The organism is Hymenobacter nivis (genome assembly GCF_006439025.1).
Taxonomy (GTDB): Bacteria; Bacteroidota; Bacteroidia; order Cytophagales; family Hymenobacteraceae; genus Hymenobacter; species Hymenobacter nivis_A.
Genome location: NZ_RCYZ01000007.1, coordinates 262,823 through 289,536, shown reverse-complemented (window position 1 = coordinate 289,536; position 26,714 = coordinate 262,823). Strand labels below are relative to the sequence as shown.

The following is a 26,714-nucleotide window of genomic DNA, read 5'->3' as shown; positions in this document are numbered from 1 at the left end:
GTACTGTTTAAACTTCTAAAAGTCCTTTATTATTCAAGGTTTATTCGACTTATTTTTTTTGCCCTGCTCCGTTTTAGTATTCCTCAGCCGGCTAGGTTTTCTGTTTCTTCTTTTTGGCCGCCGGAAACAGCACGTTGTTCAGGATCAGGCGGTAGCCGGGCGAATTGGGGTGCAGGGTGAGGTCGGTGGGCTCCTCGCCCACCAGGTGCTGGTAGTCCTCGGGGTCGTGGCCGCCGTAAAACGTCCAGGTGCCCTTGCCCAGCGTGCCGTGCAGGTAGCGCACCTCGCCGTCTTGCTTGGTGTCGCCCATCACCACCACGTCGGGCTTCACCACGCTCTTGCGGAAGGCCGTGGTCTGGCCCATAAAGCCCTTGATGACTTTCTCGTGGTTTTGGGTGAGCATGGTGGGCACGGGGTCGTACTTGGCCGAGAAGGTGAAGAGCTGGAAGTAGTCGTTCTGCTCGCCCAGGCCCCGCTCGAAGGGCTCCATGTCAATATTAGAATACTCGTAGCGGTAGGGGTCGCGCACGAGCTGGAAGTTTTGAAAGGCCAGGCAGCGGTTGAAGTTGAGCTTGCTCTGGGCCTGCGGGTCGGCGGGGTCGCCGTCGTACATGCTCTCCACCATGTCTACCCCCAGGCCGGCCAGGGCAATGTCGTAGCTGTCGGTGGCCGAGCACATGGCGAACAAAAAGCCGCCCCCGGCGATGAACTCCTGCATTTTTACGGCCACCGTGGCCTTCATCTGGCTCACCTTGCCGAAGCCGTTGCGCTTGGCGGCCGCCTCGGCGTCGCGCACCTGCTGCTGGTACCAGGGGTAGTTGCGGTAGGTGGCGTAAAACTTGCCGTACTGTCCCGTGAAGTCCTCGTGGTGCAGGTGCAGCCAGTCGTACTTGGGCAGCACGCCGCCCAGTATTTCGTCGTCGTAAATCTTGTCGTACGGAATCTCGGCGTACTCCAGCACCAGCGTCACGGCGTCGTCCCAGGGCTGCTTGCCCTTGGGCGTGTACACCGCAATTTTGGGCACCTTCTCCAGCTTCATCACGTCCATGTTGGCGTTGGCATCGGCGATTTCGGCCAGGATGCCGCTGTACTGCGCCTCGCTGATGACGGCGTAGCTCACGCCGCGGGCGGCCAGCTCGGTTTCGGCCCCCGGCGTCACGTCGAACGCAAACGAGCCGCCGCGGTAGTTGAGGAGCCAGTCCACGGGCACTTCGCGCTGCAACAGCCAGAAGGCCAGGCCGTAAGCTTTCAGGGCTTCCTTCTGGGTGTTGTCCATCGGGATGAGCACGTGGTTGGCGCGGGCCGCCAGGGGCCCGGCCAGGCCAGCCACGGCCAGCAGCAGCGAAAGGGCAAGGCGCTTGAGTAGCATAGGTTTTTTGGGGAAAATGACGCACCCGCCCAACGAGGCGGCCGCAACGGTGGTTCAAGTTAGGCGCGGGCCGCCGAACTTTGGCGCGGCCCGGGGCCCCCCGCCGGGGCCCCACCGCCCGCCCCGCCGCCCTATGAACCTGCTCGAAAACATCCGCGAAGCCTTCCGCTCCATCCGCAGCAACCTGCTGCGCACGGTGCTCACGGCCCTCATCGTCAGCATCGGCCTGTTTGCCCTGGTGGGCATCCTCACCAGCATCGACGCCATGAAAAACTCGCTGAACACGACCTTCGCCAGCCTGGGCAGCAACTCGTTCGAGATCCGGGCCAAGGGCTACAATAACCGTTCGCGCCGCGGCGGCGTGGCCGGCAAGCAGTACCCGGCCCTCACGCTGCTGCAGGTGCGCCAGTACAAGGCCCAGCTGGGCGCCGAGGCCGAGGTGGGCGTGTCGGCCTTCATCTCGGGGGCCACCGAGCTCAAGGCCAACGGCGAAAAAACCAACCCCAATATGCAGGTGGTGGCCGGCGATGAAAACTACCTGCGCATCCAGGGCTACAACCTGGCCCAGGGCCGCAGCTTCTCGCAAAACGAGCTCACCCGCGGGGCCAACGTGGCCATCGTGGGCGACGAAATCCGCGAGAAGCTGTTTCCGCGCCAAACCCCGGTGGGGCAGTACGTGACGGCCCTGGGCCGGCGTTTTCTCATCGTGGGCCTGCTCGCGCCCAGCGGCAGCACCATGGGCGGGGGCGGGGCCGACCGCATCGCCCTGCTGCCGCTCGAAACCGGCAACCAGCTGCCCCGCGCCGGGGCCCTCACCTACGCCCTGAAAACGGCCAGCACCCGCCCGGCCCTGCTGCCCTACCTGCTCGACCAGGCCACTGGCATCATGCGCAACGTGCGCCACGACCGCCTGGGCCAGCCCGATTCGTTTGAAATCGAGAGCAGCGACTCGCTGGCCAACAAGCTCGACGACATTTCGGGCAACATGCGGGCCGCTGGCGGCGTCATCGCCTTCATCACCCTGCTCGGGGCCAGCATCGCCCTGATGAACATCATGCTGGTGTCCGTCACGGAGCGCACCCGCGAAATCGGCATCCGCAAGGCGCTGGGGGCCACGGCGGTCCAAATCCGGCAGCAGTTCCTCATCGAAGCCATCGTGATTTGCGTGCTCGGCGGGGCCCTGGGCATCGGCCTGGGCGTGCTCGGCGGCAACGGCGTGGCGCTGCTCATCGGCAGCGGCTCGTTCTACGTGCCCTGGCTGTGGATGCTGGTGGGCCTGGTCATCTGCGTGAGCGTGGGCCTGCTCTCGGGCTCGTACCCGGCCGGCAAAGCCGCGGCCCTGGACCCCATCGAAAGCCTGCGCTACGAGTAAGGACCGCAGATTTAACGGATTTCAGCGGATGAGACGTATTTTTTGGGGTTCCGCCCGGGCAGTTTGCGGGTTTGGGATTTGGGTGGGATTCGCGCTGCTGGGGGCCCCGGCGCGGGCGCAGGCCGTGGCGGCCGGCCGGGCGCAAGTGTACGGCGTGACCGAAGCCGATTTCACCGTGCCGCAGGTGAAGCTGGCGGACGCCGCCGTGGCCCGGCGCATCAATCGCACGTTACTGCGGCTTATTGTCGGGGCCCAAACGGACAACGTCGATTCGCTGGGGACGGCCCAGCAGCAGCTGCACCAAGCCGACCGCGAAAGCCGCTACGATGCTGAAGCGAAGGTCTTGCGTAGGTACGGCCAGGGCTTTGTGGGCGCAGAGTACAAGATATTGCTGAACCAGCATTTTCTGCTCTCGTTTGCGTTCAACTTTGAATACCTTGGGGCGTACCCTTCGCAATCGACCCAGCACGCCACCTTTGACCTGCGCACCGGCCGCCAGCTCCGGTTGGCGAATCTCATCGCCGATGCCCCCGCCCAGCTAACGCTTCGGATGCAGGGCGCCATCAGCCGGCGCATCGGCGAACACCTGGGCCAGCTGGCCGCCGACCCCACCAACAAGGACGAGATGACCTACTTAGCCGAGCGCTTCCATTGGCGCGCCGACGCCCGGCGGGTTGTGTTCGAAACGAATGGCCGCACCGAAGCGGCGGCGGCCGTTGGCCTCGACGAATTTGCCCTCACGCCCCAGGCGCTGCTGCTGTTCTACCGGTTCGATTTGCCCCACGTCATCCAAAACTTCGAGCCCGACGACACCTACCGTTTTCCCTACGCGCGGGTGCGCCCCCGGGGCCCCCTGGTGCCGGTAGCCAATGCCGCCGGGACCTCAAAAAAGCCGTAGCCGCCGGTTGTTATACATTTGCGCAACTTCTCATTTGTGCAAATACCCATGCTGGCCCCCGTCAACCTCCGCTTCGCCGAACTCATTCAAGAAGTTGGCCTGACTAAGAATGCCTTCGCGCAGTCGCTGGGCAAAACCGCCAGCGTGGTACAGCACCTCATCGACGGCCGCAATAAGCCCGGCTACGACCTGCTGTGCAAGGTTTTTGAGATTTACCCAAATGTATCGAAGGACTGGCTGATGGAAGGCCAGGGCCCCATGCTGCTCGCCGAGGGCCCCCAGGCCGCCCCCGCCGCCGCTGCCCCAGCCCCGCCCGCCCCCGCCGTAGCCCTAAAAAAGGCCGCCGGGCCCCCCTCGCTCTTCGCCGCCCAAGCAACCGAAGATGCCCCCGAAGCACCGGTCCCCACGGCCGGCCCGGCCGTGCCCCCGGTTGCGCCACTGGTCGCCGCCGCTGCGCCGCCGCTGGCAGTGCCCCCTGCCGTGGCCCCCGCGCCGATAGCCGCGCCGCCCGTGGGGCCCCCAGCGGCGGCCGCGGCGGCCGCTGCCCCGGCGCCCGACGTGGCCATCGGCGCCGCGCTGCAAACCCAGCACCTGCTGCACCAATTGGCGCTGGCCGAGCTGCGCAACCAGCACCTGCTGGAGCAGCAGCAGCTATTACGCCAAATGTTGGACATGGCCCAGGGGCGCTAGCGGGGCCTTGTTGGGGCCCCAGCGGCGGGAGCGGCCGGGGCCGCCCAGCGCCCCGGCCGACGCCGGTACTTTGCGGGCGTGAGGGCTTCCAAAAGCCCGCCGCGCCCGCGTATCTTTGCCGTCCCCCAACCCTAGCCTAGCCTTCGTCTTATGAAATTCATCGTCTCGTCCTCCGCCCTGCTCAAGCAGCTGCAGAGCATCAACGGCGTGGTTACGAACAACCCCGTGGTGCCCATTCTCGAGAATTTCCTCTTTGAGATTGAGGCCGGCAAGCTCACCATCACGGCTTCCGACCTGGAAACCAGCATGATCACCGAGCTGCCCGTGGAGGCCCGCGACACCGGCCGCATCGCCGCGCCCGCCCGCATCCTGCTCGACACGCTCAAAAACCTGCCCGATCAGCCCGTCACCTTCACCATCGACGAGGAAACGTACACCATCGAAATCGGCTCGGCCAACGGGCGCTACAAGCTGGCCGGCGAAAACGCCGCCGACTTCCCCCGCGTGCCGGTGGTGAAGGGCTCGGCCCCGGTTGAAATCCCGTCGTCGTCGCTGGCCCGGGCCATCAACAAAACCATCTTCGCGGTGAGCACCGACGAGCTGCGCCCGGCCATGACCGGCATCTTGGTGCAGCTGGCCGACGCCCAAATCACCTTCGTGGCCACCGACGGCCACCGCCTGCTGCGCTACCGCCGCCAAGACGTGGGCGCCGGCCAAACCGCCAACCTCATCATCCCGCGCAAGGCTTTCAACCTGCTCAAGGGCGCGCTGCCCTCGGAGGCTGCCCCGGTGCGCATCGAATTCAACCAGAGCAACGCCTTTTTCTCGTTCAACCAGATGCGCCTCGTGTGCCGCCTGATCGACGAGCGCTACCCCGACTACGAGAACGTAATTCCGGTGAGCAACCCCAACAAGCTCACCATCAACCGCCAGGAGCTGCTGAACTCGGTGCGCCGCATTAGCATCTACTCCAACAAAACCACCCACCAGGTGCGCCTGCGCCTAGCCGGCTCCGAGCTGACCGTGTCGGCCGAAGACCTCGACTTCAGCAACGAGGCCAACGAGCGCCTGGCCTGCCAGTACGACGGCGAGGACATGGAAATCGGCTTCAACGCCCGCTTCCTCCAGGAAATGCTCTCCAACATTGATTCTGAGGAAATCACCCTGGAGCTGAGCACCCCCAACCGCGCCGGCCTGCTGATGCCCGCCGCCGCCGACGACAACGAAAGCATCCTGATGCTGGTGATGCCGGTGATGCTCAATAATTACGTCTAAATCGCAGATTTTGCAGATTAAACGCGATTTCGCTGATTCAATCCGGCGAAAGCGGGACGAGCATTGGCAACGGGTAGAGCAGAGTTTTCTACTATTTTGAAATTTACTAAACGATTCGATTAACCCGTGAAATCACGGTTAATCTGCATAATCTGCGATTCATGAAGAAATCCGAAATTCGCTTCAGCATTGCCCTCGACGACCAAAAAGTGCCTGAGGCCATCAGCTGGTCGGCCACCGATGCGGGGCCCGACATTCACTTTGCCAAAGCCATCAACATTGCCCTGTGGGACCGCGAGCAGGTGGGCACGATGAAAATCGACCTCTGGACCAAGGACATGCCCACCGACGAGATGAAGCGCTTCTGCGTGGACAACATGGGTTCAATGGCCGAAAACATCGTGACGGCTACCAACGACGTGGAAATGGCCAAGAAAATCCGCGCCCTCTGCAAGGAACTGTCCGACTACCTCGACCAGCAGGAGCAGGGCTTGAGCTAGGGCCCCCAGCTGAAATAAACCCACAAAGAAGCCCCGCCGGCAGTGCGCCAGCGGGGCTTCTTTGTGGGCTTATTTCAGCTGGGGGCCCCGGGGCTAGCGGGCGTTGCGGCCCAGGTTGCCGGCGGGGCGGGTGGTGGCTTTGGAGCTGGCCGGGCCGATGGTGGCGTTGTTGGCGCGTTCCGGGGCGGGGTCCTGCACCGACTTGACGAGGGCCTGGGTGGCGGCCTGGGTTGCGGCGCTGGCGAAATCGCGGTCGGCCTTGTTGTAGCGGCCGCGGGCGTCGTAGTAGCTGGAGTACTGGTCGGTGCTGAGCACGGCTTTCAGCTCCTGGTCGCGCTCGTGCAGGATGCCGTTGCGCTGCTGGTCGAGGGCGGCCGCGTTTTTGGCGTTGCGGCGCTCGGCTTCTTCCAGCTTGGTGGTTTTTTCGGCGTTGATGGCGCGCAGGCGGGCGGCCTGGTAGCCGTTGAGGCGCAGGTCGCGCACCATGTAGTCGCTCAGGCGCTCGGCGCGGTTGGTGGCGTCGGGGTTGAGGCGGGGGCTGGGCTGGGTTTTATCCTGCACGGCCACCGGCGGCAGGGCCACTTGCTGGGCCCAGGCGGCGGGGGCGGCCAGGGCCAGCAGGCAGGCCAGGGCCCCAGAGGAAAGGCGGTTGTTCATGGGCGGAAGGGGTTATGGGAAACCAAACGGTACGCAAGGACCGCGCCGCGCCCGCGGGGCCCCTGCCCATTAGTAACGGTAAACCCCGGGGCCCGGTTGGCTTAAAACGTGTTTTGCCACATCATCGACTCCACCGGGCGGTCGGTGCGGTGGTTGTACTTGGCGCTGGGCTTGCGGTTGTAGAGGGTGGCCACGTCGCCCTGCACCAGGAAGTAAATGAGCTGCCCGATGGGCATGCCCGGGTACACGCGCACGGGTACTGATACGCTGATTTCCAGCGTCCAGTGGTTGCAAAAGCCCACGTCGCCCTTGCCCGCCGTGGCGTGAATATCGATGCCCAGGCGGCCCACGCTGCTCTTGCCTTCGAGGAAGGGCACGGTGGCGTGGGTTTCGGTGTACTCGGCCGTCACGCCCAAGTACAGCTGGCCGGGCTGGAGCACGAAGCCCTCCTCGCCCATCTCAAAGGTGTCAATTTCGTTGTGGCGGCGGGCGTCGAGCACCGCGTCGCGGTAGGTGGCCAGGTAGCGGCCCAGGTGCACGTCGTAGGAGTTGGTGCCGAGGCAGCTGCGGTCGAAGGGCTCGATGACGATGGTGCCTTTCTCAATTTCGGCAAGGATTTGCTGGTCGGTCAGGATCAAAACGGGGCAGGAAAAAAGGTGGGTGGGTGGCGTAGGGCCCCCGCCGCAGGGTAAGGGTAAAAAGGATAGGCGCGGCTACTCGTAGCCGGGCCGCTGGGGCCCCACGGTGCCGTCGGGTGCTTCGTCCTCGTCGTCGTCATCGTCGGCGTAGCGGTCGTCGCGCAGGGGCTTGGGGCGGGCGTCGCGCAGGCGGCTGAGCAGGCTGCGCCCCGGGGTGGGCGGGGCCACGTCGGGCTCGGGCTCGCCCTCGGGGGCCAGGTACTCAATGCGGCGCTGGAGGCCGGGGATGACGTTGAGCACCAGGTGCAGCAGCAGCAGGAAGCTGCTCAGGCTGAGCAAGAACGTGAGGTAGTCGAGCCAGTTGTGGCGCGGGGCGGGACCCCCGGCCTGGGGCGAGGCCACGGCCGTATCGTCGGTGTTGGTGAGGGCGCCGGCGGCGGTTTCCGGAGCCTCGGCGGCACGGGCGTTGCCATCGTCGTTGCCGTCGTTGGTGGTGAGGGGGGCGGCCATGGGGCCCTCGGCCTCGGTGGGCACGGCGGCCGCATCGGCGGGGGTCCCGGCGGCGTTGAACTGGGCGTCGGCCTGCTTGATGAGGCGCTCCTCGGCCCGCACCAAGGCCACCCGCTCGTCGCGGGGCAGGCCGTGGATGAAGAACTCGAAGTTGCGGTCGCGCAGGATGCCGTTGAGCTGCTTGTTGAACTCGGCCAGCGACACGGGGCCCGTGCCGAAGCGGTTTTTGTAGCGCTCGGCGCTGGCGTTGTAGTTCTGGAACAGCTTTTTGAGGGCGGCGTTGTCGCCGAACTGGTCGAACTGCCGGCGGGCTGCGGCGGTGCGCAGCGTGACCGGGAACTTGCCGCGGGTGAAGGACTTATCGTACACCGTTTCGAAGGTGCGGAAGTTCAGCTCGTCCACCGTTTTGTCGAACAGCGCCTTGTTGGCCTGGGCGGGCGTTTGGGCCGGGGCGAGCCGGGCGAGCAGCAGCAGGAGCGCGAGGAAGGGGAGTTTTAGCATAAGCAAAGGGCAGCGCGCAAGAATTCGTGGCGTAAAGTTCGCACACTTTAAATGGGAAAGGTTCGCAAACGCCGCCGGTGGGAAGCATTTGCGAACCTTTCCTGAGTTGTGGGGCCCCGGGCAGGTCCTCGTTTCGGCGGAGCCAGGCGCTACAAGCCGTGGGCCTCGATGAGCGATTCGCGGCAGGCGGTGAGGTACTTGTCCACCAGCTCGTCGGTGATGGCCGTGGAAATGAACAGGGCCTCGAACTGTGAGGGCGCCAGGTAGATGCCGCGCTCCAGCATGGCATGGAAGTAGCGGCCGAAGGCGGGCAGGTCGCACTGCTTGGCATCTTCCAAGTTGTTCACCGGCTGCGCCGTGAAGAACAGGCTGAACATGGACCCCACCCGGTTCACGGTATAGTTTAGGCCGAGTTCCTGGGCGATTTGGCGGGTGCCATCGGCCAGGCGGGCGGTGGTGGCGTCGAGCTGGGCGTACAGCTCGGGGTGCTCGTGCAGGTAGCGCAGCTGGGCCAGGCCGGCGGCGGTGGCCAGCGGGTTGCCCGAGAGCGTGCCCGCCTGGTACACCTTGCCGGCCGGGGCCACTTGGTTCATGATGTCGGCGCGGCCGCCGTAGGCCCCCACCGGCAGGCCCCCGCCGATGATTTTGCCCAGCGTCGTCATATCCGGCACGATGCCGAACAGCTGCTGGGCCCCGCCGGGCGCGAGGCGGAAGCCGGTCATCACTTCGTCAAAAATCAGCACAATGCCGTGCTCGGTGCACAGGGCGCGCAGGGCCGGCAAATAGCCCTCCTGCGGGGCCACCAGGCCCATGTTGCCCACCACGGACTCCAGGATGATGGCGGCAATCTGGCCGGGGTTGGCGGCCACGGCGGCGTGCAGGGCGGGCAGGTCGTTGTAGGGCACCGTGAGGGTATCCTGGGCCACGCCGGCCGTGACGCCGGCCGAATCGGGCGTGCCCAGGGTGAGGGCCCCCGAGCCGGCCGCGATAAGAAAGGCGTCGGCGTGGCCGTGGTAGCAGCCCTCAAACTTGAGGATTTTGGCGCGCCCGGTGTAGCCCCGCGCCACCCGGATGGCCGACATGCAGGCCTCGGTGCCGGAGTTCACGAGGCGCACTTTCTCGATGCTGGGCACCATGGTGGTGATGAGCTGGGCCAGCTCGCTCTCGCGGCGCGTGGGGGCCCCAAAGCTGAGCGAGTGGGGCAGGGCGGCGCGCACAGCGTCGAGCACCACGGCCGGGGCGTGGCCCAAAATCATGGGGCCCCAGGAGTTGATGAAATCAACGTAGCGGTTGCCGTCCACGTCGGTGAGCCAGGCACCGGCGGCGCTCTGCATAAATACCGGCGTGCCGCCCACCGAGCGGAAGGCCCGCACCGGCGAGTTGACGCCCCCCGGAATCAGGTCTTTGGCCTGGGTGAAAAGGGCGTCGGAAGTCGTTTGGTTTAGCATGAAATTCGGTTGGCAGTTTATTTAATAAGCCGGGGAACGTCGTTTGGGTTCGATATTTCTACTTATTTCAGGCAGTCGTGCTGCGCTTGGCAAAGCATCTCACCCGCGGTAGTAATCAATAATTAGGTACGCAGTAGAGATGCTTCGCCAAGCGCAGCACGACTGCCTAATTTCCGCTCAATACCGCACTACTTCACCACGCGCATCTCCAGGCCGTCGAGCTTGGTGATGGGCACTACCTGGTTATCGCGGAAGCCGTTGGGGTAGGCGTAGCCCTGGAACACGGCGCCCGGGGCGGGCGGCTCGGTGGCGAGGCCGGACTGAAATGCAGGCCCGAATTCAGTTAGCGCGTTGCTGAAAAACAGGAGCAGGTCGAAGCCCTGGCCGGCGTAGGGGGTGGGCGGCAGGTGCTGGCGCTGCAAGTACAGCTGCCGGAAGCGCCGGTAGCCCAGGGCCTGCTCGTCGATGTACTTGGGCTGCACAAAGTAGATGCCGGGCCCGTTGAGCTGGCTGGGGTCGAGGCGGGGGTTGTCGAGCCAGGCCCCCGAGGCTAGCAGCGGGGGCCGGGTGGCGGCCGGCGCAGCGCGCTGCACACCCAGGAAATAGGGCCCCGCCTTGCGGCTGTCGGACGCCACCACGAGGTGGCCAGTGCCGGCCAGGTCGAGGCCGGCGCTGGCGGCGGCCAGGCTCTCGTCCAGCTCGGGGTTGAAGCGGCGGCGGGCGCTGATCTTGCCGCCCAGGGCCTCGAACGTGGCCTGGTAGGCGTCGGCAAAAATGGTTTCGTCGTGGGCGTCTTCGTGCAGCAGCACGGCCGGGCGGCCAATGCCGAAGGCATCGGCGGCAAACTGTGCCGCCAACCGGCCCTGGGTGGCCGCGCCGGGGCTGTTGAGGTAGTGCCAGGGGTTGTCGAGCACCAGGTCGCCGTCTTGCGAGAGCGGGTTGACGCAGATAATCTGGTGTTCCTGGGCGTAGCGGGCCAGCAGCCGGGCGCCCGACTTGTACACCGGCCCGATTAGCAAATCCATGCCGGCCAGCTCGGGCAGGGCCAGCACTTGCTTCAGGCGCAGGGTGTCGGCCCCGGTGTCGTAGGCGAACAATTGCACCGGGTGCCCGGCCCGCTGGAGCGAGTCCTGGGCCAAGCGCAGGCCGGCGTAGAGGTCGGTGACGAACTGGTTTTTGCGCAGCTTCTGCCAGCTCGGGTCGTCGAGTTCGAAGGGCAGCAGCACGGCCACGTTGTAGCTGGTTTTGCGGGCCGTGGAGCGGGCCGGCACCCGGGGCCCCAGGGGCCCGGCGTAGCGGGCCGGGTCGAGCTTGAACTTGGCCACCAGCTCGTCGAGTTGGGGCCGGTCGGCCTCGGTGCCCAAGCCGTTGGGCACCACCAGGCGGTCGGCGTAGGCGCGGGCCAGGGCGGCATCGTCGGGGGTGCGGCGCAGTAGGCGCTGCCAGGTGCCGCGGTCGTTGAGGCGGGGCAGGTAGCTGGCCTTCAGCGCGTCGCGGGTGGGGCCAAAGTCGGCGGGCAGGGCCCCCAGCGTTTTCAGGGCCGTGTCGTAGTCGCCCTGCTCCAGCGATACCTGGCCTTGCAGCAGCAGCGCCTCGTTGAGGTTGGGGTAGGCGGGGTACTCGGCGCGCAGCAGGTTGAGGAGCTGCTCGGCGTCGGCCCACTGCCGGAGGCGGGCGTTGGCCACGGCGGCGAGGTAGGCCGCGTCGGCGGCGTGCGCAAAACGGGCCCCCGGCTGGGCCAGGGGCTCCAGTTCGAGCAGCGCTGCCGCGTACTGGCCCTGGTCGAGCTGTACCTTGCCAGCGCGGTAATGGGCATCCGGGCTGCCAGTTCGGGCAGCAGGCTTAGCGGGGGCCGGTTTGGTAACTGTGGGTTTGGCAACGGCGGGCTTTGCCGTAGGAGCGGCGCCGGTAGCAGGCTTAGAGCTGGCAGCGCTACCAGTGGCTGGCTTGGCTGCGGCGGTGCCAGCCGCTGGCTTCGCAACGGCAGAAGTGCTAGAAGCAGGTTTAGCCGCTGCGGAAGCCCCAGCAGTTGGCTTGGCCGTGTTCGCGGCGCCGGTAGTGGGCTTGGCCGCGGCGGGAACGCCAGCAGCCGCTTTGGGGGCAGGTTTGGTGGCCGGTTTCACCACGCTGGGCTTGGCACCCGGCGCGGTCGTGGGCGTTTGGGCCGCGGCGGCCAGCGGCAACAGGGCCCCCAGCAGCAGGCGTGGCAGCCGAAACCGGCGGGGAAAAGCAAAGGGCATGGGAAACGCGGAATGAGTGGCCCCGCAAAAGTACGCAGGGCCCGCCGGGGCCCTGTTCCGGGCCGCGGCGGCCAGCTTGGTTGCGGGCCCGCCCGCCGGCCACCCGGGCCTGTAGTGCGGCGCTAGGCCCCGGCGGGCACGGACGGGTTCACGCTTTGGGCCTCTACAAAAATGCGCGTGAACTCGGGGTGCTTGGCCCGGATGGCGTGCTCCAGCCGGGCGGTGGCGGCCACCGTTTCGGCCGCCGACAGCTCGGGGCGGAAGCGCACGTCGAGGGCCAAAATGGCCTCTTGGGGCCCCAGGTACATCGAGAGCGGCGGGTGCAGGCGCGCCACGGCGGGCTCGGCGGCGGCCAGGGCGCGCAGGCTGGCCAGGGTGGCGGCGTCCACGCCCTCGCCCACCAGCAGGCCGCGGGTTTCCGTCAGCATGAACACGGCCATGCCGATGAGCAGCACCCCGATGGCCAGCGACGCGCTGCCGTCGAGGTAGGGGTTATTTAGCAAGTGCCCAAAAAACACGCCCGCCAGCGCAATCAGCAGGCCCACAAGCGCGGCCAGGTCTTCGAGGAGGATGGCGTACACGGCCGGGTCGCGGCTGGCGCGCAGGGCCTGCCAGAAGCCGGCGTCGCCGCGCGTTTTGTTGAACTCGCGGTAAGCCAGGGTGCAGGCCACGCCCTCGAACACCACGGCCAGGCCCAGCACCCAGTAGTTCCAGGTGGGGTCGGAGAGGGGCGCGGGGTTTTTAATGTGAATCCAGCCCTCGTAGAGCGAGATGCCGCCGCCCACCGCGAAGATGAGCACGGCCACAATCATCGTCCAGAAATACAGCTCCTTGCCGTGCCCAAACGGGTGCTCGTCGTCGGCCGGCCGGGCGCTGCGGCTCAGGCCCAGCAAAATCAGCAGCCCGTTGCCGCTGTCCACCAGCGAGTGGATGCCCTCGGAGAGCATGGCCGCGCTGCCGGTGAAAAACGCCGCCACAAACTTGGCCACGGCAATGGCCACGTTGGCCCCGATGGCCCCGTACACCACGGTTTTGGAGGAAGAACTGCCCGCCATAAAATGAAGATGGAATGAGCGCCTGGTACGCGCGCTGGCCGCGGGGGTTGTGCGCGCCCCGCCCGGGGCCCCCGGTGGCCACGGGGCCCCCGGCCGTACTTTCGCCGGCATGGAACCCACCTTGCCCTTCACCCGCACGCGGGTCGCGCTGCTGTTCGTGCTGGCCGCCTCGGTGGGCCTGAGCCTGCTGCTGATTGCCGGGCGCGTGGCCATCACCCACCAAATCCGGTTCCTGTTCCTGGCCTGGAACCTCTTCCTGGCCCTCATTCCCTACGCGCTGAGCACGCTGCTCGGGCTGGCCCGGGGGCCCCTGCGGGCGCGGCTGCTGCTGCCGGTGGGGGCCGCGTGGCTGCTGTTTTTCCCCAACGCGCCCTACCTCGTCACCGACCTCTTCCACCTCGACGAGCGCCCCGACGCCCCGCTCTGGTTCGACCTGGCCCTCATCCTCTCCTGCGCCTGGAACGGCCTGATGCTGGCCTACGCCTCGCTGGCCGACATGCAAACCCTGGTGCGCCTGCGCCTGGGGCCCCTGGCCGGCTGGGCCTTCGCCACGGTGGCGCTGCTGCTCAGCAGCTTTGGCATCTACCTGGGCCGCTACCTGCGCTACAATTCCTGGGACATCCTGGCCAACCCGCTCACGCTTTTCTACGACATCCTCAACCGGCTCCTGCACCCCTTCGCCTACCCCCGCACCTGGGGCGTCACTATGGTATTCGGCGTGTTCTTGCTGCTGGGCTACGGCACGGTGCGGGTGCTCGGACGGGCCCAGGCGGAGTAGGGGCGGATGGAAGGAGAAACTGTGACGAGCCGATTGCAAAATTGTGGCGCAGCTTGGTTCAACAGCTGCCTTTTGGGATGTCCGCCGCCCCTACCTTCGCGGCTATGCCTGAAATGACTTGGCCGCGCCTGCTCTCGCAGCGCCGCTTCCCCGACCAGCAACTGCCGCCTACCAGCGCGGCGCCCGTGCGCGGGGCCTTCGTGCAAGACTACGACCGGGTAGTGTTCTCGTCGGCCTTCCGGCGCTTGCAGCGCAAAACCCAGGTGATGCCACTGCCCGAAACCGACTTTGTGCACACCCGCCTCACGCACTCGCTCGAAACGGCCGTGGTGGGCCGCTCGCTGGGCCGCCTCGCCGCCCGCCACCTGCTGGAGGCCGATGGGGCCCTGGCCGCGCAGCTGCCCAACCTCGACCAGGACTGCGGCGACATCGTGGCCGCCGCCTGCTTGGCCCACGACATCGGAAACCCGCCCTTTGGCCACTCCGGCGAAGACGCCATCAGCAGCTACTTCGCCAGCGCCGCGGCGGCTCCGTACCTGGCCGGCTTGTCGGCTGCCGAAGTGGCCGATTTGCAGCACTTTGAGGGCAACGCGGCGGGCTTCCGCATCCTTACCCACACCTACGCTGCGCACAGCACCGGCACCGCCGGCCTGGGCCTCACCTACGCCACGCTGGGAGCCTTCACCAAGTACCCCAAGCCGAGCGTAGTGGCCGCCGGGGCCCTGCTCGGCGGTGCGTCGGAGAAAAAATACGGCCACTTTCAGGCCGAAAACGCCCGGTTCCGGCACGTGGCCGCCGAGCTGGGCCTGCTGCCCAAAGACGCGGCGGCTGGCTTCTACCACCGCCACCCGCTGGCGTTTCTGGTGGAGGCGGCTGACGACCTCTGCTACCGCATCATCGACTTCGAAGACGGCCTCAAGCTGGGACTCATCGCCCCGGAAACCGGCCTGCCGCTGCTCAAAACCATGCTCGGCGACCCGGCCGGGCGCGTGGGCAGCGTGCAGTGGCACGACTGGCGCGAGGAGCTGGGCTACGTCCGGGCCCGCCTCATCGGCAAGCTGGTGGGGGAGGTGGCCACGCTTTTTGCCCGCCACGCGCCCGCCATTTTGCGCGGGGAGTACGACCAGCCGCTCATCAAGGAGCTGGGCTGTTGGCAAGAGTTGCAGCAAGTGCAGCGCCTCAGCGTCGAGCGCCTCTACCGCAGCCGCCCGGTGCTCGAAATCGAGGCCGCTGGCTTCGAGGTGCTTGGGGGCTTGCTCGACGCGTTTCTGGCCGCCACTTTCGACGCCGCCGCCGGCCACCGCGCTCGCAAATTGCTCGACCTCGTGCCCGACCAGTTCCGCGCCGTGGGGCCCCAGGCCGGCGCCTCCGCCTACGAAAAAATTCTGCTCCTCACCGACTACGTGGCTGGCATGACCGACCAAAACGCGCTGAGCCTTTACAAAACAATCAAGGGCATCGAATTGCCGAAAGGATTCTAGGGGCCTCAGGGCATTGGGCGTGCGCGCCGGCGAACGGTGCTGCGTAAGGCAACGGAGGTGCCGCGCCGCCTTTGTCGCCTGCGTCGTTGAACGTCAACTGGATAGCGGCGCAGCAGGCAAGGGTTGTGCGGCATCCTGCCTTGAAAATGAACGGGTTGTGAAGAAAAGAATGCGCTTTAAGGGATAACCTGGGCGTTTGTTCCGCCGTTACTAACGCCCGGTTCCCACCCTAATTTCCCGCAATGGCCGCTCCCCAATTCCTCTTTGCCACCGGCATCGAAAATAGCAACCCCACCATCCAAAACGGCAAAGTTCGTGTCGACGAGCTGGAAAAATGCGGCCATTACCAGCACTGGCAGAAGGATTTCGACTTGGTGCAAGAGTTGGGCATCGAGTTTCTGCGCTACGGGCCCCCGCTGCACACCACCTGGCTGGGCGTGGGGAAGTACGATTGGTCGTTTGCCGACGCCACGTTTCAGGACTTGCACCGGCGCAACATCGTGCCCATCGTGGACCTGTGCCACTTCGGGGTACCCGACTGGCTGGGCAACTTTCAAAACCCTGATTTCCCCAAGCTGTTCGCCGACTACGCCGGGGCGTTTGCGCAGCGCTTCCCGTGGGTGCAGCTCTACACGCCGGTGAACGAAATGTACGTTTGCGCCGAGTTTTCGGCTCTTTACGGCTGGTGGAACGAGCAATTGGCCAGCGACCAAGCCTTCGTCACGGCCCTTAAGTACATCGTGAAGGCCAACGTGCTGGCCATGCACGCCATTTCGGCGGTGCGGCCCGACGCGCTGTTCATCCAGAGCGAATCGAGCGAATATTTTCACGCCGAAAACCCGTCCGCTATCAAACCCGCCGAGCTGCTGAACGCCAAGCGCTTCCTGTCGCTGGACCTCAACTATGGGCGCCGCGTGGACTCCGACATGTACGAGTACCTGCTCGACAACGGCATGACGCGCGACGAGTACCACTTTTTTCTGAAGAATAATCGCAAGCACCAGTGCATCATGGGCAACGATTATTACCAAACCAACGAGCACCGCGTGCGCGCCGACGGCAGCACCACGGCGTCGGGCGAAATATTTGGTTACCACACCATTACCACCCAATATTATGACCGCTACCGCCTGCCCGTGATGCACACCGAAACCAACCTCTGGCAGGGCCCCCGGGGCGACGAGGCCGTGAACTGGCTCTGGAAGGAGTGGGCCAACGTGCTGCGCGTGCGCAACGACGGCGTGCCCGTGCTGGGCTTCACGTGGTATTCGCTCGTGGACCAAGTGGATTGGGACACGGCCCTGCGCGAAAACAACGGCACCGTGAACCCACTGGGCCTCTACGACTTGCAGCGCAACATCCGCCCCGTGGGCGAAGCCTACAAGAAGCTCATCAGCCAGTGGAAGCGGGTGCTGCCCGCCCAAAGCCTGGCCTTGCAGCTGCCCATCGTGATGCCTGACCAAAGCAACCAGGCCTGGGCCCGGCAGCAAGAAGCCGACGCCCAGCAAGTCCAAACCGAACTCGCCGCCACCGGCGACGCGCCCCTCGCCGGCTCCCACTAATTTCGCTCCCTTCCATGCGCTTCCAAGACAAAGTAGTGATTATCACCGGCGGGGCCGGTGGCATCGGCCTGGCCACCGCCAAGCGCCTGGCCTCCGAAGGGGCCCGCATCGTGCTGGCCGACCTCAACCAGGCCAACCTCGACGCCGCCGCGCCCGAGGTGCACGCCGCCGGGGCCCCCGACGTGCTCGGCAGCCTCTGCAACGTGGCCGATGAGGCCCAGGTGGTGGCCACCGTGCAGGCCACGCTGGCCAAGTTCGGCCGCCTCGACGTGGTGGTGAACAACGCCGGCCTCATGCAGTTCAAGGCCCTCGAAGAGCTGACCGGCGACGACTGGTTGCGGGTGCTGAGCGTGGACTTGCTGGGCACGTTCTATTTTACCAAGCAGGCCTTTCTGCACATGAAGCCCGGCGGCGCCGTCGTGAACGTGTCGAGCATCCACGCCCTGGCCACCGAGGCGCTGGTGGCGCCCTACGCCGCGGCCAAGGCGGCCGTGCTCTCGCTCACCCGCTCGTCGGCCATCGAAGGGGCCCCCAAGGGCCTGCGCATCAACGCCGTGCTGCCGGGCGCCATCGACACGCCCATGCTCTGGAATAACCCGAACGTGAAAAGCGGCGTCGAAAAAATCAACCCCAGCGACGTGGGCAAGCCCGAAAACGTGGCCGCCGCCATTGCCTACCTGGCCTCCGACGATGCCGAGTTTGTGCAAGGCTCCGAGTTGCTGGTAGACGGCGGCCGACTTGACCATTTGTAGGGCCCCGGGGCCCCAATTAATTATCCAAACGAAAGCCGCTTCGATGCATCGAAGCGGCTTTCGTTTGAGTGGGTCAAAACGTATTCAATTAATTAAATAATTAGTTTCCTCTTCGTGCAGTGCTACCATGTTGGCGAGTAATTGCTCGATTAGTTTGCGGCCTTTCCACACCGATTTTAATTTGGCCCGAATCTGCTCGGCGGTCTGCACGAATTCCTGTTCTTCGGCCGTTTCGTGGCCTTCGAACTGAATTAATTGTTCGACCATCGGCACGGTCATTTCGGGGTGAAACTGCAGGCCCACAATGCCGTCGCCCCACACGAAGCCCTGCGTAGCGCACCCTGCCGACATGCCCACCCGCAGGGCCCCCGGCGGCACCGTGAACGCATCGACGTGCCAGTGCAGCACGGCGGCTTTCTCGGGCCAGCCGCGCAGTAGCGGGTGTTCCAGCGCCTTGGCCGAAAAGCGCACCGTCCAAAACCCAATCTCCGGCTCGGCGTTCGGCCGCACCTCGGCGCCCAGGGCCTGCGCCACCAGTTGGGCCCCCAGGCAAATGGCGAGCGTAATTTTTCCCGCCCGCAGCACCTGCTGGATAAACGCCTTCTCGTCGCGCAGCCAAGGAAACCGCGCTTCGTCATGCACGCTCATGGCCCCGCCAAGAATTAATAACCCATCAAAATCGGCCAGCGTCGGAAACATCGGGTCCGGTTCGAACAACCGCGTGTACGCCAGCGAGTGGCCGTGCGCTGCCAGCCAATTGACGGCGTGCCCGGGGCCCTCATCGGGTAAGTGTTGGAGGCAGTGCCAGCGCATTTTTAATTAATTATTGACAGTAACACGATTTATTAAACAGCAATAAAAAACGTCATGCAGAACGAAGGGAAGCATCTTGCCCGCAGCAGTAATTAATTGCCTGCGCAGTAAAGATGCTTCACTTCGTTCTGCATGACGATTCTTCGGACCAACTACTCTTTCGGGGCCCTAATTATTCCCACTCAATCGTCGCCGGGGGCTTGCTGCTGATGTCGTACACCACGCGGTTGATGCCGCGTACCTGGTTGATAATCTTGTTGCTCACCTCGGCCAGGAACTCGTAGGGAAGGTGGGCCCAGTCGGCGGTCATGCCATCTACGCTGGTCACGGCGCGCAGGGCCACCACGCGTTCGTAGGTGCGTTCGTCGCCCATCACGCCCACGCTTTGCACGGGCAGCAGCATCACGCCGGCCTGCCATACTTTGTCGTAGAGGCCGTGCTCTTTCAACAGGTTGATGAACACGCCGTCGGCGCGCTGGAGCAAGTCCACTTTCTCGGGCGTGATGTCGCCGAGGATGCGGATGCCCAGGCCGGGGCCCGGGAAGGGGTGGCGGTTGAGAATTTCGCCGGGCAGGCCCAGCGTGGCGCCCACCTCGCGCACCTCGTCCTTGAAGAGCATGCGCAGCGGTTCCACAATTTTGAGGTTCATCTTCTCGGGCAGGCCGCCCACGTTGTGGTGGCTTTTGATGGTCACCGACGAGCCATGTACCGATACCGACTCAATCACGTCGGGGTAAATGGTGCCCTGGGCCAGCCAGCGGGCCCCTGCTACTTTTTGCGCCTCGCGGTCGAACACTTCGATGAAGGTGCGGCCGATGGCTTTGCGTTTCTGCTCGGGGTCGGAGAGGCCGGCCAGGGCGGTGTAAAACTCACCACTGGCTTCTACGCCGGTCACGTTCAGGCCCAGGCCCTCGTAGGCCTTCAGCACCGAGGCAAATTCGTCCTGCCGCAGCAGGCCGTTGTCCACGAAGATGCCGTGCAGCCGGGGCCCAATGGCGCGGTGCAGCAGCAGGGCCGCCACGCTGCTGTCCACGCCGCCCGAGAGCCCAAGAATCACCTGGTCGTCGGGACCGATGGTGCTTTGCAGTGCCGCCACCGCCGAATCCACGAAGTGCTCGGGCGTCCAGCTCTGAGCGCAGCCGCAGATGTCAACGACAAAGTTTTTGATCAGCTGTTTGCCCTCCGTGGAGTGCGTCACCTCGGGGTGGAACTGGATGCCATAGGTGGCCTGGCCTTCGATTTCGTAGGCCGCCACCTGCACATCGGGCGTGCCGGCAATGGCCAGGAAGCCCGCGGGCAGCGTCTTAATCGTGTCGCCGTGCGACATCCACACCTGCGAGCCGGGCGTGAGGCCGTGCAGCAGCGGGTGGTGCTGGTTGAGGTGCGAAAGGCGGGCGCGGCCGTACTCGCGGATGGTGGCCGGCAGCACCTCGCCGCCGCCCTGCTGGGCCAGCAGCTGGGCCCCGTAGCACACGCCCAGCACCGGCACGCGGCCCAGCAAGTGGCCCAGGTCGGGGTTGGGGGCGTCGGCGTCGCGCACCGAGCAGGGCGAGCCGGATAGCACAACGCCCCGAATGTCGTCGCTCAGGGCGAGGGTCGGGGCGTGGGTGTAGGGGTGAATTTCGCAGAAGACGTGCAGCTCGCGGATGCGCCGGGCAATGAGCTGGGTGTACTGCGAGCCAAAATCCAAAATGACGATACGTTCCATGCCGCAAAGCTAATCGCTGATTATGCAGATTAACCGTGATTTTGCTGATTTCAGCGCGGATTAGCCGTGATTGCCGGCGATGACACCGATTTTTTTTGCTGGCTTGAGATAAGGCAAATTATTGATAGACAATCATAAGGAGCAGAGCCATCCTAGTTAATCGTAGCTGATTCGTGACGGAATCAGCAAAATCACGGTTAATCAGCTTGATCTGTGATTACCTTTGCATCGGCAAGTCAGAACGACCAGCTCCTGCTGAACTCCCCCAGGACCGGAAGGTAGCAAGGGTAGGCGGTCGATGCGGTGCGATTTTGGCTTGCTTTTTTTTGTCCTTTCCCGTCGGCCCCGGCGCTGCTCCGTTTCGCTTTCCGGCGAAGCAGCGAGTAGCTTTGGGGCCGATTCTTTTTGCATACCGCGCGCCGCCGGCAGGGCCCCGGGCGAGCAGTTTTAATCCAAATCCCTCTCTATGAAATTCTTTCTCGACACTGCTAACCTGAACGATATCCGCGAAGCCGTTGAGCTGGGCGTGTTGGATGGCGTGACCACCAACCCCTCGCTCATGGCCAAAGAAGATGTGCGCGGTGTGGACAGCGTGCTGGGCCACTACCGCCACATTTGCGAAATCGTGGACGGCGACGTGTCGGCCGAAGTAATTGCCACCGATTACAACGGCATCATCCGCGAGGGCGAGGTGCTGGCCGACCTGCACCCCAACATCGTGGTGAAAGTGCCCATGATCCGCGACGGCGTGAAGGCCATCCGCTACTTCTCCGATAAGGGCATCAAAACCAACTGCACCCTCGTGTTTTCGGCCGGGCAGGCCCTGCTGGCCGCCAAAGCCGGCGCTACCTACGTGTCGCCCTTCGTGGGCCGCCTCGACGACATTGGGGCCGACGGCATCCAGCTCATCGAGCAGATTGTGCAGATTTATGGCAACTACGGCTACCAGACCCAGGTGCTGGCCGCCTCGGTGCGCCACGTGCCGCACCTCATCCAGTGCGCCGAAATTGGGGCCGACGTGGTAACCTGCCCGCTCAGCGTCATCCTGGGCCTGCTCAACCACCCCCTCACCGACAAGGGCCTGGCCACCTTCCTGGCTGACCACGCCAAGGTGAATAAGTAATTAGTTGTTGAAGGTTGGGTGTTTAATTGTTTTTTGAAAGGAAATCAATTAGCCCGTTTTAAAAACAATTAAACCCCAACGCTCAAACAATTAATCTGTGTACATCATCAAAGTAAAGGGCAAGGCCAAGATTCCGGACTATATCCAGCTGCGCGACGAGCAGTTTGTGCTCATCGCCTACTTCCGGGCCGACCGGCCGCTGAAAGATTTGCACCGCTACGGCCTCGAAGGCAAGGAAACGGCGCTGGCGGCCGTCATTTCGGAGCTGGAATTTGGCAAGCTCCGCCCGCTCACGATCTAACGCTGCGCGATGTCCGAATTAATTGTTGAGCTGCGCGACGCTACCGTGATGCAGGAAACGCAGGCGGTGCTGCAAGGCGTATCGTTTGCGCTGGAAAAGAGCGACTTTGCCTACTTGGTGGGCCGCACTGGCTCGGGCAAGTCGTCGCTGCTCAAAACCCTGTATGCCGACCTGCCGCTGTTGGTGGGCACCGGCACCGTGGCCGGCTTTGCGCTGCCGCGGCTGCCCGTGAGCAAGGTGCCGTACCTGCGCCGCCGCCTGGGCATTGTGTTCCAGGACTTCCAGCTGCTGCCCGACCGCACAGTGGCCGAAAACCTGCTGTTTGTGCTCAACGCCACTGGCTGGAGGGGCAAGGCCCGCAAGCAGCAGCGCGTGGCCGACGTGCTGGCCCGCGTGGGCCTGAGCAACGCCGCGGGCCGCATGCCGCACCGCCTCTCGGGCGGTGAGCAGCAGCGCGTGGTCATCGCCCGGGCCCTATTGAACGAGCCCGTGCTGCTGCTCGCCGACGAGCCCACCGGCAACCTCGACCCGGAAGTGGCCGACAGCATTATGCAATTGTTTACGGAAATTAATTACGCCGGCACCGCCATTCTCATGGCCACCCACAATTTCCAGGTGATTGAGAAATACCCGCACCGCGTGCTTACGTGCCAGGACGGGGCCCTGCTGGATTCGGCGCGTAATTAACTAACCCCCGCCATGCCTGGCCTGTCGGTCCTCATTCCGGTGTATAACCGGCCGGTGGCGGAATTAATTAATGCGCTATTGGCGCAGGTGCCGCAGTGGCCGGGGCCCGTTGAAATTTATTTGCTTGACGACGGTTCAGAAGAAATCTGCCGCCAGCTAAACTGCCCCCTGGGGGCCCTGCCCGGCGTGCGCTACCAGGAGCTACCGGCCAACGTGGGCCGCGCCGCCGTGCGCAATCGCCTCGCCGCCGGGGCCCAATATGAATGGCTGCTACTGCTTGACAACACCGGCCAGCTACCCGACGGGCAATTCCTGGCCCGCTACGCCGCCGCTTTGGACACTGCGCCGGTGCTGGCCGGCGGCGTGTGCTACGCCCCGGGGCCCCCGGCCGATGCGGCCCTGCGCCTGCGCTGGCGGTACGGAAACGCGCGCGAGGTGCGGCCAGCGGCCCAGCGCCAGGCCGCGCCGTATGGCCAGCTGCTGATAAATAATTTATTAATTGGTAAAGAATTGCTGCTGCGCTTTCCGCTCGATGAAACCCTGCGCGGCTACGGCCACGAGGATACCCAGTTAGGCTGGCAACTGGCTGCTGCCGCCGTGCCCGTGCGCCACCTGGAAAACCCTGTGTGCCACGCGGGCCTGGAAACGGCCGTCGCATTCCTCGACAAGTCGGAGCAAGCGGTGCGCAACTTGGCCCAGCTGCTGCGCGAAGACCGCGTGGCGCATAGTGCCCGGCTGGTGCAAATAGCCCAGCGGCTGCGGCGCGCCGGCCTGGTCCGGGCGGCTCGGGCGGCTCTGGGCGCGGCAGCCCCGGCCCTGCGCCGCCACCTGCTGGGGCCCCGCCCGCACCTGGCGGCCCTCGACGCGCTGAAACTGCTGTGGCTACTGCGGGCGCTACACGCCTGAGTGGGGCCCCGCCCGGCTACCTTTGCCCACCCCGCTCACCCACTCATTTTGCGCCTGCCTCGCCCTTCTGCCCCCATCTGCCTGCTCGACTTAGCCGCCGAGCACGCGGCCCTGCAACCAGCCCTCGACGCGGCTGTGCGCGAGGTGCTGGCCGAGGCGGCGTTCATCCAGGGGCCCGCCGTGGGGCAGTTTGCGGCCGAGCTGGGGGCCTACCTCGGCAAGGCCCATGTGGTGCCTTGCGCTAGTGGCACCGACGCCCTCACGCTGGCCCTGTTGAGCCTGAATTTGCCGGCAGGGGCCGAGGTCATCGTGCCAGCCTTTACCTACGTGGCCACGCTGGAGGCTGCTGCCTTGCTGGGTTTGCGCCCCGTGCTGGCCGACGTGCGCCCCGACACCTTCAACCTCGACCCGGCGGCCGTGGTAGCAGCCCTCACGCCGCGCACCGGGGCCATCATCGCTGTGCATTTGTTTGGGCAATGCGCTGATTTGGAGGCGCTGGGGGCCTTGGCCGCCGACCACGGCGTGGCCCTCATTGAAGACAACGCCCAGGCGGTGGGGGCCACGTTTCAATTCGCTAGCGGCGAAGTGGTCCACGCCGGTACGGTGAGCGCGGTGGGCACTACGTCGTTTTTTCCGTCGAAAAACCTGGGGGCCCTCGGCGACGGCGGGGCCCTGCTCACCCGCGACCCGGCCCGCGCCGCGCTGCTCCAGCAGCTGGCCAACCACGGCCAGAGCCAGAAGTACCACCACCAGCGCATCGGCCTCAACTCGCGCCTCGACACGCTGCAAGCCGCCCTGCTACGCGTAAAGCTGCGCCAGCTGCCCGCCAACACCGCTGCCCGTCAGGCCGTAGCCGCCCGCTACGACGGGGCCCTGAGCGGCGTGCCCGGCCTACAAATCCCGGCCCGCGACGCGCGTAGTAGCCACGTTTTCCACCAGTACACCGTGCAAGTGGAGGGCCCCGGCCGCCGCGATGCATTGCGCAACTACCTGCACCAGTGCGGCGTGCCCACAGCAGTATACTACCCGCTGCCGGCCCACCAGCAGCCGGCCTATGCCTACCTGGGCTACCGGGCCGGCCAGTTTCCAGTGGCCGAGCAGCTATGCGAAACGGTGCTCTCGCTGCCCATGCACCCGCTGCTAACGGCCGAGCAGGTGGATTATGTGGGGGAGGCGTTTAACAGCTATTTGATTAGTGCTGAGCGCGTATGAAAACGTCATTTATGGTAAAACTATGCCTAGTTGTTTTATGCGTGGTTATCTCAATTGAGTTGTATCTGTGGGGGAATCTGATGTTGCTGCTGTATCCCTATCAAGTAGCTATAGGCCAAGCTTGGGGATTATTATTAGTAACAACCTTTTTGTTAGTTACACTCGACTGTATCATTTATGAATTTCGTTTTCTAAAAAGGCTACATGCCAACCCGAATGCGTCAATAACTGGTGCCAAAACTGCCTTTTGGCTCGGGGTTACTCCGTTGATACTGCTCGCGGGTTTAATGGTTTGTGCTACTCATTAACTAATTCCCTTCTTTGTGACCCCACCAGCCCCCATTCGCTTCGCCATTTGCGGCGTGGGCCACATCGGCCGGCGCCACGCGGTACTGGTGGCGCGCCGCGCCGGGGCCCAATTGGTGGCGCTGGTTGATGTAGATGCGGCGCTGCGCAACGGCTTGGCCGCGGAGTTTCCCGGCGTGCCGTTCTTCGCGTCGCTTGAGGAATTTCTGGCTGTGGGGCCCCCGGCCGATGTGCTCACCGTGGCGACGCCCAACGGGCTGCACGCCCGGCAGGCGGTGGCCGGCCTGCGCCACGGATTGCATGTGGTGGTCGAAAAGCCGCTGGCCCTGGCCGCGGCCAACGCCCGCGCCATCCTGGCAGCGGCCCAGCAGGCCGGCCGCCGGGTGTTTGGCGTCATGCAAAACCGCTACTCGCCGCCCGCCGCTTGGCTCAAGGAGCTGGTGGCCGCGGGCCGGCTGGGCGACGTGTACCTGGTGCAGCTCAGTTGCTTCTGGAACCGCGACGACCGCTATTACCAGCCCGGCGGCTGGCGCGGCACCCAGGCCCTCGATGGCGGCCCGCTCTTCACCCAGTTCAGCCACTTCGTGGATTTGCTGTACTGGGTGTTCGGTGACGTGGCCAACCTCGCGGCCCGCTTCCGCAACTTCAACCACCAAGCCACCACCGAGTTCGAAGACAGCGGCCTCGTTACGTTCGACCTGGTGCGCGGCGGCAGCGGCACGCTTAGCTACAGCACCGCCGTGTGGGACCGCAACCTCGAAAGCTCCCTCACCGTGGTAGCCGCCTGCGGGGCCCTAAAAATAGGGGGTCAGTACCTCGATAAAATCGAGTACTGCCATGTGCAAGACTACGCCTTGCCCGCGCTGCCCCCCACCAACCCCGCCAACGACTACGGCCTCTACCAGGGCTCGGCCGCCAACCACGGCCACGTCATCGACGACGTGGTGGAAACCCTGCACCGCGGCGGCGGCACCACCAAGGCCCCGGATGGCCTGAAAGTAGTGGAAATCATCGAGCGGATCTACGCGCTGCGGTAGCAACGAATGACTACCGGAAGTGCTGCTTGTCCGGCTGTGGATGACGCGACCACTACCAGTTGCTTCCTGCACTTTCCAGTGCTCGCTGCTTTCCTGCCATTTATTGCTAGCTTATGAAGCTTCATATTGTCCTTGCCATGAGCTTTTTAGCCCATGCAGCGTGCGCCCAACGTATGCAATACCCTGCCATCAAACGCACGGCGCAACAGCTAATCAATTTTGTGCCCCCGGGTTGGGAAATACGCGACGGGACAACCGGCGACCTGAACAAAGATGGCCTGGCTGATAAGGCATTGGTGCTGGAGCGTTCGGCCGGGAAAGGGGCGACCAATGCGCAGGACTTGACCGCCTCGACGGTGCCCCGAATGCTGGTTGTGCTGTTTAAATTGCCAGGGAACCAGGGCTATGCCTTGGGCGCGCAAAGCAACTCATTTATTTTACTCCACGACGACCCCGAAGCGGACGACCCTTTTGCCAGCATTTCCATCGCCCGCGGAGTATTGAAAATCGATTTCCAGTACAACCGGCCAGATTCCCACGACGACATCTCCACCAGCGCGTATAAATTTCGGTACGATGGCCAGCATTTCGTGCTGATTGGGGCCGACCTTTCCATTACAGGCCGCATGAGCTTCACCTTTCAAGCGTACAGCTATAATTTTTTGACTCGAAAAGGTGTGTTTACCACGGGTGCATTGGGCGAAGTGGCCGACAAAACCCTCACCAAAACGCTGAAACTGCCCTTGCCCCGAACCCTCGACACTTTCGCTCAGCCGGGCACCTGGGTTCTCAACGAAAACTTTGCGCTGTAAGGCGTCGCCCGCCGGCCACCAATTCCTACCCCACCGATACCTAGCAAAAAAGCGCCGGAACCCACAGGCCCCGGCGCTTCTCC

Annotated in this window: 25 protein-coding genes and 1 other RNA gene; 17 read left to right on the top strand and 9 right to left on the bottom strand. The window is 64.6% G+C overall.

The genetic code is table 11. The annotated features are described in order from the left end of the window. Window positions 1-91: 91 nt before the first annotated feature. Window positions 92-1,369, bottom strand: a complete 1,278-nt coding sequence (locus EAH73_RS17135; RefSeq protein ID WP_140468648.1) for an asparagine synthetase B — start codon at window positions 1,367-1,369, stop codon at window positions 92-94. A gap of 133 nt (window positions 1,370-1,502) precedes the next feature. Here EAH73_RS17135 and EAH73_RS17130 point away from each other — a divergent pair, with 133 nt between their 5' ends. The 5 genes from EAH73_RS17130 (at window position 1,503) to gldC (ending at window position 6,104) form a co-directional block, all read left to right on the top strand. Continuing rightward, a complete protein-coding gene (locus EAH73_RS17130; RefSeq protein WP_140468647.1) occupies window positions 1,503-2,741 on the top strand; it encodes an ABC transporter permease in 1,239 nt (412 codons plus the stop codon). Window positions 2,742-2,823: 82 nt separating this feature from the next. Further along, complete coding sequence (locus tag EAH73_RS17125) at window positions 2,824-3,639, top strand: hypothetical protein (RefSeq protein ID WP_140468646.1); 816 nt, start codon at window positions 2,824-2,826, stop codon at window positions 3,637-3,639. Between the two features lie 36 nt (window positions 3,640-3,675). After that, window positions 3,676-4,329, top strand: coding sequence for a helix-turn-helix transcriptional regulator (locus EAH73_RS23425; RefSeq protein WP_140468645.1), 654 nt, complete (start codon window positions 3,676-3,678; stop codon window positions 4,327-4,329). A 150-nt stretch (window positions 4,330-4,479) separates the two neighbouring features. Beyond that, on the top strand, window positions 4,480-5,604 hold the full coding sequence (gene dnaN / locus EAH73_RS17115) for a DNA polymerase III subunit beta (RefSeq protein WP_140468644.1): 1,125 nt from the start codon (window positions 4,480-4,482) through the stop codon (window positions 5,602-5,604). 161 nt (window positions 5,605-5,765) lie between these two features. After that, the gene (gldC, locus tag EAH73_RS17110) at window positions 5,766-6,104 is read left to right on the top strand and encodes a gliding motility protein GldC (RefSeq protein ID WP_140468643.1); all 339 of its coding nucleotides are present in this window, start codon (window positions 5,766-5,768) and stop codon (window positions 6,102-6,104) included. A 93-nt stretch (window positions 6,105-6,197) separates the two neighbouring features. On the opposite strand, the gene EAH73_RS17105 is transcribed toward gldC, so the two are convergent. The 6 genes from EAH73_RS17105 to EAH73_RS17080 all read right to left on the bottom strand — a co-directional run bounded on the left by EAH73_RS17105 (window position 6,198) and on the right by EAH73_RS17080 (window position 13,153). After that, the gene (locus EAH73_RS17105) at window positions 6,198-6,761 is read right to left on the bottom strand and encodes a hypothetical protein (RefSeq protein WP_140468642.1); all 564 of its coding nucleotides are present in this window, start codon (window positions 6,759-6,761) and stop codon (window positions 6,198-6,200) included. Between the two features lie 101 nt (window positions 6,762-6,862). After that, a complete protein-coding gene (gene dcd, locus EAH73_RS17100) occupies window positions 6,863-7,399 on the bottom strand; it encodes a dCTP deaminase (protein WP_140468641.1) in 537 nt (178 codons plus the stop codon). A gap of 75 nt (window positions 7,400-7,474) precedes the next feature. Beyond that, window positions 7,475-8,410 carry a hypothetical protein gene (locus tag EAH73_RS17095; protein WP_140468640.1) on the bottom strand — a complete coding sequence of 312 codons (936 nt, stop codon included), beginning with the start codon at window positions 8,408-8,410 and terminating at the stop codon, window positions 7,475-7,477. Between the two features lie 149 nt (window positions 8,411-8,559). Next, a complete protein-coding gene (gene hemL / locus EAH73_RS17090) occupies window positions 8,560-9,858 on the bottom strand; it encodes a glutamate-1-semialdehyde 2,1-aminomutase (protein ID WP_140468639.1) in 1,299 nt (432 codons plus the stop codon). 188 nt (window positions 9,859-10,046) lie between these two features. Continuing rightward, complete coding sequence (locus EAH73_RS24005) at window positions 10,047-12,098, bottom strand: tetratricopeptide repeat protein (RefSeq protein WP_140468638.1); 2,052 nt, start codon at window positions 12,096-12,098, stop codon at window positions 10,047-10,049. Between the two features lie 122 nt (window positions 12,099-12,220). Further along, complete coding sequence (locus tag EAH73_RS17080) at window positions 12,221-13,153, bottom strand: cation diffusion facilitator family transporter (protein WP_140468637.1); 933 nt, start codon at window positions 13,151-13,153, stop codon at window positions 12,221-12,223. A 109-nt stretch (window positions 13,154-13,262) separates the two neighbouring features. Here EAH73_RS17080 and EAH73_RS17075 point away from each other — a divergent pair, with 109 nt between their 5' ends. From EAH73_RS17075 to EAH73_RS17060, 4 genes are all read left to right on the top strand, one after another. Further along, window positions 13,263-13,931 carry a DUF1361 domain-containing protein gene (locus tag EAH73_RS17075; RefSeq protein WP_140468636.1) on the top strand — a complete coding sequence of 223 codons (669 nt, stop codon included), beginning with the start codon at window positions 13,263-13,265 and terminating at the stop codon, window positions 13,929-13,931. A 104-nt stretch (window positions 13,932-14,035) separates the two neighbouring features. After that, entirely contained in the window at window positions 14,036-15,412 is a 1,377-nt protein-coding gene (gene dgt, locus EAH73_RS17070) for a dGTP triphosphohydrolase (protein WP_140468635.1), read from the top strand. Window positions 15,413-15,654: 242 nt separating this feature from the next. Beyond that, entirely contained in the window at window positions 15,655-16,974 is a 1,320-nt protein-coding gene (locus EAH73_RS17065) for a family 1 glycosylhydrolase (RefSeq protein WP_140468634.1), read from the top strand. A gap of 14 nt (window positions 16,975-16,988) precedes the next feature. Further along, window positions 16,989-17,726: an SDR family NAD(P)-dependent oxidoreductase gene (locus EAH73_RS17060; protein WP_140468633.1), complete on the top strand. Its 738-nt coding sequence runs from the start codon at window positions 16,989-16,991 to the stop codon at window positions 17,724-17,726. An 84-nt stretch (window positions 17,727-17,810) separates the two neighbouring features. Here EAH73_RS17060 and EAH73_RS17055 read toward each other — a convergent pair whose 3' ends face one another. Both EAH73_RS17055 and guaA read right to left on the bottom strand, forming a co-directional pair. Then, entirely contained in the window at window positions 17,811-18,539 is a 729-nt protein-coding gene (locus EAH73_RS17055) for a type 1 glutamine amidotransferase (protein WP_140468632.1), read from the bottom strand. A gap of 172 nt (window positions 18,540-18,711) precedes the next feature. After that, on the bottom strand, window positions 18,712-20,247 hold the full coding sequence (guaA, locus tag EAH73_RS17050) for a glutamine-hydrolyzing GMP synthase (protein ID WP_140468631.1): 1,536 nt from the start codon (window positions 20,245-20,247) through the stop codon (window positions 18,712-18,714). 228 nt (window positions 20,248-20,475) lie between these two features. On the opposite strand from guaA, the gene ffs reads away from it, so the two are divergent. From ffs to EAH73_RS17010, 8 genes are all read left to right on the top strand, one after another. Then, window positions 20,476-20,573: signal recognition particle sRNA small type (ffs, locus tag EAH73_RS17045), an RNA gene on the top strand. A gap of 140 nt (window positions 20,574-20,713) precedes the next feature. Further along, window positions 20,714-21,370, top strand: coding sequence for a fructose-6-phosphate aldolase (gene fsa, locus EAH73_RS17040; RefSeq protein WP_140468630.1), 657 nt, complete (start codon window positions 20,714-20,716; stop codon window positions 21,368-21,370). Between the two features lie 97 nt (window positions 21,371-21,467). Beyond that, on the top strand, window positions 21,468-21,671 hold the full coding sequence (locus EAH73_RS17035; protein WP_068232643.1) for a fructose-6-phosphate aldolase: 204 nt from the start codon (window positions 21,468-21,470) through the stop codon (window positions 21,669-21,671). A 9-nt stretch (window positions 21,672-21,680) separates the two neighbouring features. Further along, the gene (locus EAH73_RS17030; RefSeq protein ID WP_140468629.1) at window positions 21,681-22,358 is read left to right on the top strand and encodes a cell division ATP-binding protein FtsE; all 678 of its coding nucleotides are present in this window, start codon (window positions 21,681-21,683) and stop codon (window positions 22,356-22,358) included. A gap of 12 nt (window positions 22,359-22,370) precedes the next feature. Next, entirely contained in the window at window positions 22,371-23,264 is an 894-nt protein-coding gene (locus EAH73_RS17025; RefSeq protein ID WP_140468628.1) for a glycosyltransferase family 2 protein, read from the top strand. Window positions 23,265-23,312: 48 nt separating this feature from the next. Next, complete coding sequence (locus EAH73_RS17020; RefSeq protein ID WP_240047308.1) at window positions 23,313-24,476, top strand: DegT/DnrJ/EryC1/StrS family aminotransferase; 1,164 nt, start codon at window positions 23,313-23,315, stop codon at window positions 24,474-24,476. A 323-nt stretch (window positions 24,477-24,799) separates the two neighbouring features. After that, window positions 24,800-25,819: a Gfo/Idh/MocA family protein gene (locus EAH73_RS17015; protein WP_240047307.1), complete on the top strand. Its 1,020-nt coding sequence runs from the start codon at window positions 24,800-24,802 to the stop codon at window positions 25,817-25,819. Window positions 25,820-25,932: 113 nt separating this feature from the next. Continuing rightward, complete coding sequence (locus tag EAH73_RS17010; protein ID WP_140468627.1) at window positions 25,933-26,631, top strand: hypothetical protein; 699 nt, start codon at window positions 25,933-25,935, stop codon at window positions 26,629-26,631. Window positions 26,632-26,714 lie beyond the last annotated feature (83 nt).